Here is a 10,720-nt window from a genome sequence, read left to right on the forward strand (position 1 = left end):
CTCGACCAGAAACGGTTAATCGGGCATTTTTATGAGTGTTCACTCGGGGCCTCCAGGTACTTGGTTTGGTTCGCACCTCCAATTTCCCGGAAAAGCCCCGAGTGAACAACCTACAGAGAGATCACAGCTAGCTCCCACACTGGATCTCTGATATTCAGATAATCCACCTGTGGGAGCCAGCCTGCTGGCGATGGCGATAGATCAATCAATACAAAATCAAGCCACCACCCCAGCATCCGCCCTCAACCCCGCCGCCTCGATCGCACTGATCGCACACTGCTCGTCAACATCCGACAGATCCCCGCTGATCCCCACCGCCCCCAGCACGTTCCCTTCCTGATCCCGTATCAACACTCCACCCGGTGCCGGCACGACGCTGCCCTGCCCCAAGCTGTTCAGCGCCGCGAAGAAGGCCGGGCGTTGCTGGGCGTCCAGTGCCAGCAGGCGTGAGCCTTTGCCGAGGGCAATGGCGCCCCAGGCTTTGCCGATGGCGACCTGCGGGCGCAGCAGGCTCGCACCGTCTTCGCGTTGCAGGCTAATCACGTGCCCGCCGGCATCCAGTACCGCGATGGTCAGTGGCGCCGCGGAGATTGCACGCCCTGCGATGATGGCCTGATCGATCAGGTTGACTGCAACTTTCAAGGTTAAAGCGCTCATGGTGCCGTCCTCATTTTGTTATAGGGAAAGCCAGTGGACTGCGCGTTTGTGCCGCAGTCCGATGCAACAAATAGAACACAATGAGTTATTTTTTTGTATACAATAATTCTCGAAAAGCGCCACATGCGACGAAAAGCCACAGCAGGAAGGGCTTCCGACGAATGAAACGGCCGCTTGAGAAAATGGATTGACCTGCGCCGTCCGCCGTGAATACACTCTGCGCAAAGCCACTTGTATACAATTACAAAACGTAAGAGGCACAAAACCATGAGCAAAATGAGAGCAATCGAAGCCGCCGTTCTGGTGATGCGCCGTGAAGGGGTTGATACCGCTTTTGGCATCCCGGGCGCCGCGATCAACCCGCTGTACTCCGCCTTGCAGAAGGTCGGTGGCATCGATCACGTCCTCGCGCGCCACGTTGAAGGCGCCTCGCACATGGCCGAGGGTTACACCCGTACCAAGGCCGGCAACATCGGCGTGTGCATCGGCACTTCCGGCCCGGCCGGTACGGACATGGTCACCGGGCTCTACAGCGCCTCGGCCGACTCGATCCCGATTCTGTGCATCACCGGGCAAGCCCCCCGCGCCCGTATGCACAAGGAAGACTTCCAGGCCGTCGACATCACCACCATCGTCAAGCCAGTGACCAAGTGGGCAACCACCGTCATGGAGCCGGGCCAGGTGCCGTATGCGTTCCAGAAAGCCTTCTATGAAATGCGCTCCGGCCGTCCAGGTCCGGTGCTGATCGACCTGCCATTCGACGTGCAGATGGCCGAAATCGAATTCGACATCGACGCCTACGAGCCCCTGCCGCTGGCCAAGCCAACCGCTAACCGCGTGCAAATCGAGAAGGCCCTGGCCATGCTCGATCAGGCTGAGCGCCCACTGCTGGTTGCCGGTGGTGGCATCATCAATGCCGATGCCAGCGAATTGCTGGTGGAGTTCGCCGAGCTGACCGGCATTCCGGTTATCCCGACTTTGATGGGCTGGGGCACGATCCCGGACGATCACCCGCTGATGGTCGGCATGGTGGGCTTGCAGACATCGCACCGTTACGGCAATGCGACCCTGCTGAAATCCGACGTGGTGTTGGGCGTGGGTAACCGTTGGGCCAACCGTCACACCGGTTCGATCGACGTGTACACCGAAGGGCGCAAGTTCATTCACGTCGACATCGAGCCGACGCAAATCGGCCGCGTGTTCAACCCGGACCTGGGCATCGTTTCCGACGCCGCTGCCGCGCTGACCGTGTTCATCGAAGTTGCTCGTGAATGGCAAGCCGCCGGCAAGCTGAAAAACCGTAGCGCCTGGCTGCAAGACTGCCAGCAGCGCAAAGCCAGCCTGCAGCGCAAGACTCACTTCGACAACGTGCCGGTCAAGCCGCAACGCGTGTACGAAGAGATGAACCAGGTGTTCGGCAAAGACACTTGCTACGTCAGCACCATCGGTCTGTCGCAGATTGCCGGCGCGCAGTTCCTGCACGTCTACAAGCCGCGTCACTGGATCAACTGCGGTCAGGCAGGCCCGTTGGGCTGGACCATTCCGGCCGCTCTGGGCGTGGTCAAGGCCGATCCGACCCGCAAGGTTGTGGCACTGTCGGGCGACTATGATTTCCAGTTCATGATCGAAGAACTGGCGGTGGGCGCGCAGTTCAAGCTGCCGTACATCCACGTTGTGGTCAACAATTCGTACCTGGGGCTGATTCGTCAGGCTCAGCGCGGTTTCGACATGGACTATTGCGTGCAGCTGTCCTTCGATAACTTGAACGCTCCGGAACTCAACGGTTACGGTGTCGACCACGTCGCGGTCGCCGAAGGCCTTGGCTGCAAGGCGCTGCGTGTTTTCGAACCGGGTCAGATCCAGCCGGCATTGCGCAAGGCCCAGGAGCTGATCGAAGAGTTCAGGGTGCCGGTAATCGTCGAGATTATTCTGGAGCGCGTGACCAACATTTCCATGGGCACAGAGATCAACGCCGTCAACGAGTTCGAAGACCTGGCGCTGGTCGGCAACGATGCGCCGACTGCGATTTCGTTGCTGGATTAACAGCTGAACGCTCTCCCTGTGGGAGCGAGCCTGCTCGCGATGAGGCCGGCACATTCAACATTGATGTTGACTGTCCCACCGCTATCGCCAGCAGGCTGGCTCCCACAGGGGATCTGCACATACTTTCGGGAGACCACCATGCCGCGTTTCGCAGCCAACCTGTCCATGCTGTTCACTGAGCAGGATTTTCTTGCCCGTTTCGAAGCGGCCGCCAAGGCCGGCTTCAGTGGTGTCGAGTACCTGTTCCCCTACGACTTCAGCTCCGCCGAGATCAAGGCCAAGCTCGACGCCAACGGCTTGACCCAGGTGCTGTTCAACCTGCCGGCCGGTGACTGGGCCAAGGGCGAACGCGGTATCGCGTGCCTGCCGGATCGGGTGGAAGAGTTCCGCGCCGGTGTCGATCTGGCGATCGCATACGCGCAAGTACTGGGCAACACCCAGGTCAACTGCCTGGCCGGTATTCGTCCACAAGGCGTCGACGATGCCACCGTGGAAAAAACCTTCGTCGCCAACCTCAAGTACGCTGCCGACAAGCTGCAAGCGGCGGGCATCAAACTGGTGATGGAAGCGATCAACACCCGCGACATCCCGGGTTTTTACCTGAACAACACGGCGCAGGCCCTGTCGATTCGCGAACAGGTCGGCAGCGCCAACCTGTTCCTGCAATACGACATCTACCACATGCAAATCATGGAGGGCGACCTGGCCCGCACTCTGCAATCGCACTTGGGCGAGATCAACCACGTGCAGCTGGCGGACAACCCAGGGCGCAACGAACCGGGTACCGGTGAAATCAACTACCGCTTCCTGTTCGAACACCTCGACCGCATTGGATATCAGGGTTGGGTTGGCTGTGAATACAAGCCGCTGACCACCACTGAAGCAGGTTTGGGCTGGCTGAAAACCCATAACGCAATCTGAGATGAGGTTTGGGCCCTTGTGGCGAGGGGATTTATCCCCGTTCGGCTGCGAAGCAGTCGTAAAACCTGCTCATGCGGTCTGACCGATTCACAACAAAAAATCTGGGGCAGCTTCGCTGCCCAACGGGGATAAATCCCCTCGCCACAAAGAGCTCATCGGTGCAGAGCCGGGAGCTACACAAAAACAAGAGGAATTTCTCATGGCTAAAATCGGATTTATCGGCACAGGCATCATGGGCCACCCAATGGCGTTGAACCTGCAGAAAGCCGGTCACAGCCTGTTCCTGTCGGCGCACCACGACGCCGCACCGGCCGACCTGGTTGCCGGTGGCGCCGTCGCTCTGGCCAACCCGAAAGAAGTCGCCCAGGAAGCTGAAGTCATCATCATCATGGTGCCGGACACCCCACAGGTCGACGACGTGCTGTTCCGTGCCGACGGCGTTGCGGCCGGTGTGGGCAAAGGCAAAATCGTCATCGACATGAGCTCGATCTCGCCGACCGCCACCAAAGCCTTCGCGGCCAAGGTCAACGAAAAAGGCGCGCAATACCTCGATGCACCCGTGTCCGGCGGTGAAGTCGGCGCCAAAGCTGCAAGCCTCAGCATCATGGTCGGCGGCGATGCCGATGCCTTCGAACGCGCGCTGCCGCTGTTCCAGGCCATGGGCAAGAACATCACCCTGGTCGGCGGCAACGGCGACGGTCAAACCGCCAAAGTGGCGAACCAGATCATCGTCGCGCTGAACATCCAGGCCGTGGCCGAAGCGCTGCTGTTCGCCTCGAAAAACGGCGCTGATCCAGCCAAGGTGCGTGAAGCGCTGATGGGCGGTTTCGCGTCCTCGAAGATCCTCGAAGTGCATGGCGAGCGCATGATCAAAGGCACCTTCGACCCGGGTTTCCGCATCAGCCTGCATCAGAAGGACCTCAACCTGGCCCTGGCCGGCGCGCGCGAGTTGGGCATCAACCTGCCAAACACCGCCAATACCCAGCAAGTGTTCAGCACCTGCGCGGCCATCGGTGGCAGCAATTGGGACCACTCGGCGCTGATCAAGGGCCTGGAACACATGGCGAATTTCTCGATTCGCGATAAGTAAGCAAGCCTTGCATAAAACCTGTGGGAGCTAGCCTGCTAGCGATGAAATCAACGCGGTGTGTCTGATAGACCTCGGCGCCTGAATCGCTAGCAGGCTAGCTCCCACAGGGAACCGAGTCGCCCTCCAAATAACAAGAAATCCGGGAGCCCGCCATGTCGGTCAATCCGCAACAATTCCTGCGCGAGCTGTTTGCCACAGCCATCGACGCGGCCCATCCGCAGCAAGTCCTCGAAGCCCATTTGCCCAAAGATCGTAGCGGTCGGGTAATCGTCATTGGTGCCGGCAAAGCCGCGGCCGCCATGGCTCAGGTGGTCGAGCGTTGCTGGCAGGGTGAAGTGTCCGGTCTGGTGGTCACCCGTTACGGCCACGGCGCCCCGTGCGAAAAAATTGAAGTCGTCGAAGCCGCTCACCCGGTGCCTGACGCGGCCGGTCTGGCGGTGGCCAAACGGGTGCTGGATCTGGTCAGCAACCTGAGCGAAGACGACCGCGTGATCTTCCTGCTCTCGGGCGGTGGTTCTGCGTTGCTAGCCCTGCCGGCCGCCGGCATCACCCTGGCCGACAAGCAATCGATCAACAAAGCCCTGCTCAAATCCGGCGCCACCATCGGCGAGATGAATTGCGTACGCAAGCACCTCTCGGCGATCAAGGGCGGCCGTCTCGGCAAAGCCTGCTGGCCTGCCACTGTTTATACCTACGCGATTTCCGATGTGCCGGGCGATCTCGCCACGGTCATCGCCTCCGGCCCCACCGTGGCCGACCCGAGTACCTCGGCCGAAGCCCTGGCGATCCTCAAACGCTACGTCATCGACGTTCCGGCCTCGGTACGCAACTGGCTGCAGAGCCCGGAATCGGAGACGGTCAAACCCGGCGATCCGAGTCTGGCGCGCAGCCATTTCCAGTTGATCGCCCGTCCGCAGCAGTCGCTTGAAGCAGCGGCGGTGAAAGCCCGTCAGGCCGGTTTCAGTCCGCTGATCCTCGGTGACCTGGAAGGTGAATCCCGCGAAGTGGCCAAGGTTCATGCCGGCATCACCCGCCAAATCGTGCTGCATGGCCAACCCCTGGCGGCGCCGTGCGTGATTTTGTCGGGCGGAGAAACCACCGTCACCGTACGCGGCAATGGCCGTGGCGGACGCAACGCCGAATTCCTGCTCAGCCTGACCGACAGCCTGAAAGGCCTGTCCGGCGTCTACGCGCTGGCCGGTGACACCGATGGCATCGACGGCTCCGAAGACAACGCCGGTGCAATCATGACCCCGGACAGTTACGCCCGCGCCGCCGCCCTCGGTCTGAGCGCCAGCGACGAGTTGGACAACAACAATGGCTACGGTTATTTCGAGGCGCTGGACGCATTGATCGTCACCGAACCGACCCGCACCAACGTCAACGACTTCCGCGCCATCCTGATCCTTGAGAGCCCTGAAAATGACGCCTGACAAGAAGGTTAAAATCCTCGCCACCCTCGGCCCTGCCACCGACGGGATCGACGACATCCGTGAGCTGGTGCAGGCCGGGGTCAATATCTTTCGCCTGAACTTCAGCCATGGCGATCACGCCGACCATGCTCAGCGTTATCAATGGATTCGTGAAGTCGAGCGCCAGCTGAATTATCCGCTGGGCATTCTCATGGACCTGCAAGGTCCGAAACTGCGGGTCGGCAAGTTCGCCGACGGCAAGGTGCAACTGCATCGCGGTCAGGCCTTGCGCCTCGACCTCGACCCGACGCCGGGTGATGAGCGCCGGGTCAATCTGCCTCACCCGGAAATCATCGCTGCGCTCGAGCCCGGCATGGACCTGCTGCTGGACGACGGCAAACTGCGTCTGCGCGTGGTCACCAAGTATGCCGACGCGATCGACACCACCGTGCTAAACGGCGGCGAACTGTCGGATCGCAAAGGCGTGAACGTGCCGCAAGCGGTGCTGGAACTGAGCCCGCTGACCGCCAAGGATCGCCGTGACTTGAGTTTCGGTCTGGAACTGGGTGTGGACTGGGTCGCGCTGTCGTTCGTGCAGCGTCCGGAAGACATTCGCGAAGCCCGAGAACTGATCGGCGACAAAGCGTTTTTGATGGCCAAGATCGAGAAGCCATCGGCCGTGACTCAGCTGCGCGAGATCGCCGAGTTGAGCGATGCGATTATGGTCGCTCGCGGTGATCTGGGCGTGGAAGTGCCGGCCGAAAGCGTGCCGCAGATTCAGAAAAACATCATCAGCATTTGCCGCGAACTCGGCAAACCGGTGGTGGTGGCGACGCAGATGCTCGAATCGATGCGCTTCTCCCCTGCCCCGACCCGTGCGGAGGTGACCGACGTTGCCAACGCCGTGGCCGAAGGGGCCGATGCGGTGATGCTGTCGGCGGAAACCGCGTCGGGCGAGTACCCGCTGGAAGCCGTGCAGATGATGAGCAAAATCATCCGCCAGGTGGAAAATGGTCCGGACTATCAGGCGCAACTGGACGTGAGCCGGCCTAAGGCTGAAGCGACTGTTTCCGACGCGATCAGTTGCGCGATCCGCCGCATCAGCAATGTGCTGCCGGTGGCGGTGCTGGTGAATTACAGCGAGTCGGGGACATCGAGCCTGCGTGCGGCGCGGGAACGGCCGACGGTGCCGATCCTGAACCTGACGCCGAACCTGCAGACCGCGCGCCGCTTGACCGTGGCGTGGGGCGTGCATTCGGTGGTCAATGATCGGCTGCGGCAGGTGGACGAGGTGTGTTCGACGGCGCTGGAAATTGCCCAGGCGCAGGGGATGGCGCAGCGCGGGGATACTTTATTGATCACGGCGGGTGTGCCGTTTGGGCAGCCGGGGTCGACTAACTCACTGCGTATCGAGACATTGATCTAGAGCGCCCATACCGGCCTCATCGCCAGCAGGCTGGCTCCCACATTGGTTTTGTGTCGATCACGGAATCAAGACTGAACTGAGATTCAGTGTGGGAGCCAGCCTGCTGGCGATACGGGTTTAACTGACTTTTAGAACTGCCATGCCTGCCAATCACTTCAACACCCACTGCCCCGACTGGGCGACTGCCCTGCTCAACGGCTTCAGCCAGATCTTCCTCCAGCGTCATCCGCTGTGCGGTCTGCTGTGCCTGTTGGCGATTCTTTTCACCGCGCCCACCCTGCTCGGCGGTGCGCTGCTGGGCGGTGTCGCCGGGTTGCTCACCGCGCAACGTCGCAACTACCCCAAGGCTGACCGTCAGGCCGGGCTGTTCAGTTACAACGGTGTTTTGCTTGGCCTGCTGCTGAGTCTCTACTTCCCTTGGTCCGCGCTGTTGCCGCCGCTGATCATCGCTGCGGGTGGACTGAGCGCGATGCTCACTCAACAGTGGCTCAAACGGGTCCGGGTTAGCCATTACCTGCCGGCCTATACCGCGCCCTTCGTGGGGCTGGGCTGGTTGCTGCTGTGCTTCGCCACGCCCTCGACCGATGCGCACCTGATCGAAATCAGTACGCTGAACATGCTCGCCGCCCCCCTGAAAGGTCTCGGCCAGGTGATGTTCCTCGGTCATCCGCTGGCCGGTGCGATGATTGCCGTGGGTTTGCTGATCGCTGATCGCCGCGCATTCTGCTGGGCGTTGTTGGCGTCTGTCGCAGGCATGGGCTGGAGCCTGCTGAATCACGACTTTTACAGCGCATTGATCGGCCTCGGTGGCTATAACGCCGTACTCGCCGCCCTCGCCCTCAGCTCACAGCGCCAGCAACCGTGGCTGCCGCTCATCGGTATTGCCTCAGCGGTGTTGTTGACGCCGGTGTTTGCTGCCATCGGTCTGCCAACACTGACCGCGCCGTTCATCCTCGCCTGCTGGCTGATCCGCTCGGTTGTTCCAATGCTCGGCAAGACCCCTGTCGCCCGTACGCCTTGCACTCTGGAGGAGAATCAACCTAGGCTTCGCTGATCATTGGCTCAGGCGACATCCATGGACAGCAGCAAAAACTGGCGTGAAGAGCTTTACGTCATGGTTTTCCAGAGCGACACCAAGGCCGGGCGGCGCTTCGACGGCATCCTGCTGTTGATCATCCTCGCCAGCATCATCATCGTGATGCTCGACAGTATCGACATGATCCACAAGAACTACGCCAATGTGCTGGCGTACATCGAGTGGGGCTTCACGGTTATCTTCGCCATCGAATATGGCTTGCGCCTTTACTGTTCGCCCAAGCCGTTGCGCTACGCGTTCAGCTTTTATGGGTTGGTGGATTTGCTGGCGATTGTGCCCGGCATCCTGGCACTGTATTACGCCGATGCGCAGTACCTGCTGATCATCCGGATCATTCGGATGTTGCGGATTTTCCGCGTGCTCAAGCTCAGTCCGTACCTCAAGCAAGCCAACTATCTGATGTCCGCATTGCGCGGCAGCAAGCAGAAAATCGTGGTGTTTCTGGTCAGCGTCTGCACGCTGGTGACGGTGTTCGGCACACTGATGTACGTGATCGAAGGCCCGGAACACGGCTTCACCAGCATTCCCAAAGGCATCTACTGGGCAATCGTCACGCTGACCACGGTGGGCTTCGGCGACATCGTGCCCAAGACGCCGTTGGGCCAGGTGATTTCGTCGCTGGTGATGATCACCGGTTACTCGATCATCGCCGTGCCGACCGGTATCTTCACGGCTGAACTGGCCAACGCCATGCGCGGCGAGCAGCTGCAACACGATTGCCCGGTGTGCAAGAAAAACAGCCATGAACACGGGGCGGCGTTTTGCTCGCGCTGTGGCAATGCGTTGTTTAAGAAAGCGGAATAAGCAAAGTGCTTTTTAATCTTTAAAGGTCTATGTCTGCCCGGCTATAGTCGCTGGCAATTGCCTCACTCTTAAATAAAAACATCTTTTCAGAACAAGGAATGCGCAGTGAAAAAACTCTTTGGCGCCTCACTTCTGGCCGCTGGCCTGGCACTGACCAGCGTGGCTCAGGCCGCACCGACCCTGCTCAACGTTTCCTACGACGTGATGCGCGACTTCTACAAGGACTACAACACTGCGTTCCAGAAACACTGGCAAGCCGAACACAACGAGAACATCACCCTGCAGATGTCTTTCGGCGGCTCCAGCAAACAGGCACGTTCGGTGATCGATGGCCTGCCGGCTGACGTCATCACCATGAACATGGCCACCGACATTAATGCCTTGGCGGACAACGGCCAACTGGTTCCGAAGGACTGGGTCACCCGCCTGCCGAACAACAGCGCGCCCTTTACCTCGGCCACCGTGTTCATCGTCCGTAAAGGCAACCCGAAAGCCCTGAAAGACTGGCCGGACCTGCTCAAGGACGGCGTGCAAGTCATCGTACCGAACCCGAAAACCTCGGGTAACGGGCGCTACACCTACCTGTCGGCCTGGGGCTACGTGCTGAAAAACGGCGGCGACGAGAGCAAGGCCAAAGACTTCGTCGGCAAGCTGTTCAAGCAAGCGCCGGTGCTGGATACCGGTGGCCGCGCAGCGACGACCACGTTCATGACCAACCAGCTCGGTGACGTGCTGGTGACCTTCGAAAACGAAGCGGAAATGATTGCCCGCGAGTTTGGTCGTGACCAGTTTGAAGTGATCTACCCAAGCGTCTCCGCTGAAGCCGAGCCGCCAGTGTCGGTGGTCGACAAATCCGTCGACAAAAAAGGCACTCGCGCGGCGGCCGAGGAATACCTGAAGTACCTGTGGTCACCGGAAGGTCAGGAGATTGCAGCGGCCAACTACCTGCGCCCGCGTGATCCGGCGGTGCTGGCCAAGTACACCGATCGGTTCCCGAAAGTGGACTTCCTGTCGGTGGAGAAGACCTTTGGTGACTGGCGGACTGTGCAGAAGACCCACTTCAATGATGGCGGGGTCTTTGATCAGATCTACAGTGGTCAGTAATTCCTGAGCTGAATGAAAAAGGCGACCTGTTGAGGTCGCCTTTTTTATGCCCGAACAACAGATTTGTATTCGCTGAAGATCCCTGTGGGAGCGAGCCTGCTCGCGATAGCGGTCTGTCAGCTACATTGATGTTGAATGTTCCGACGCTATCGCGAGCAGGCTCGCTC

At 60.1% G+C, this 10,720-nt stretch carries 9 protein-coding genes; 8 read left to right on the top strand and 1 reads right to left on the bottom strand.

The genetic code is table 11. The annotated features are described in order from the left end of the window. Positions 1-216 precede the first annotated feature (216 nt). On the bottom strand, positions 217-657 hold the full coding sequence (locus ACRC4F_RS08110) for a GlcG/HbpS family heme-binding protein (protein ID WP_438658840.1): 441 nt from the start codon (positions 655-657) through the stop codon (positions 217-219). Positions 658-924: 267 nt separating this feature from the next. On the opposite strand from ACRC4F_RS08110, the gene gcl reads away from it, so the two are divergent. The 8 genes from gcl (at position 925) to ACRC4F_RS08150 (ending at position 10,553) form a co-directional block, all read left to right on the top strand. After that, complete coding sequence (gcl, locus tag ACRC4F_RS08115; RefSeq protein WP_438658841.1) at positions 925-2,700, top strand: glyoxylate carboligase; 1,776 nt, start codon at positions 925-927, stop codon at positions 2,698-2,700. Between the two features lie 138 nt (positions 2,701-2,838). Beyond that, the gene (gene hyi / locus ACRC4F_RS08120) at positions 2,839-3,621 is read left to right on the top strand and encodes a hydroxypyruvate isomerase (protein WP_008026777.1); all 783 of its coding nucleotides are present in this window, start codon (positions 2,839-2,841) and stop codon (positions 3,619-3,621) included. A 199-nt stretch (positions 3,622-3,820) separates the two neighbouring features. Beyond that, a complete protein-coding gene (locus ACRC4F_RS08125) occupies positions 3,821-4,711 on the top strand; it encodes a 2-hydroxy-3-oxopropionate reductase (RefSeq protein WP_438658842.1) in 891 nt (296 codons plus the stop codon). Between the two features lie 152 nt (positions 4,712-4,863). Then, the gene (locus tag ACRC4F_RS08130) at positions 4,864-6,144 is read left to right on the top strand and encodes a glycerate kinase type-2 family protein (protein WP_438658843.1); all 1,281 of its coding nucleotides are present in this window, start codon (positions 4,864-4,866) and stop codon (positions 6,142-6,144) included. Further along, positions 6,134-7,549, top strand: a complete 1,416-nt coding sequence (pyk, locus tag ACRC4F_RS08135) for a pyruvate kinase (protein ID WP_438658844.1) — start codon at positions 6,134-6,136, stop codon at positions 7,547-7,549. The genes ACRC4F_RS08130 and pyk overlap by 11 nt, the downstream gene beginning before the upstream one ends. Before the next feature lie 139 nt (positions 7,550-7,688). Beyond that, positions 7,689-8,603 carry an urea transporter gene (locus tag ACRC4F_RS08140; protein ID WP_438658845.1) on the top strand — a complete coding sequence of 305 codons (915 nt, stop codon included), beginning with the start codon at positions 7,689-7,691 and terminating at the stop codon, positions 8,601-8,603. 21 nt (positions 8,604-8,624) lie between these two features. Then, positions 8,625-9,449 (top strand): ion transporter, encoded by an 825-nt coding sequence (locus tag ACRC4F_RS08145; protein ID WP_438658846.1) that lies wholly within the window; start codon positions 8,625-8,627, stop codon positions 9,447-9,449. Positions 9,450-9,554: 105 nt separating this feature from the next. Further along, positions 9,555-10,553, top strand: coding sequence for a sulfate ABC transporter substrate-binding protein (locus ACRC4F_RS08150; protein WP_438658847.1), 999 nt, complete (start codon positions 9,555-9,557; stop codon positions 10,551-10,553). Positions 10,554-10,720 lie beyond the last annotated feature (167 nt).

This window comes from Pseudomonas sp. (assembly GCF_051660785.1).
GTDB lineage: Bacteria > Pseudomonadota > Gammaproteobacteria > Pseudomonadales > Pseudomonadaceae > Aquipseudomonas.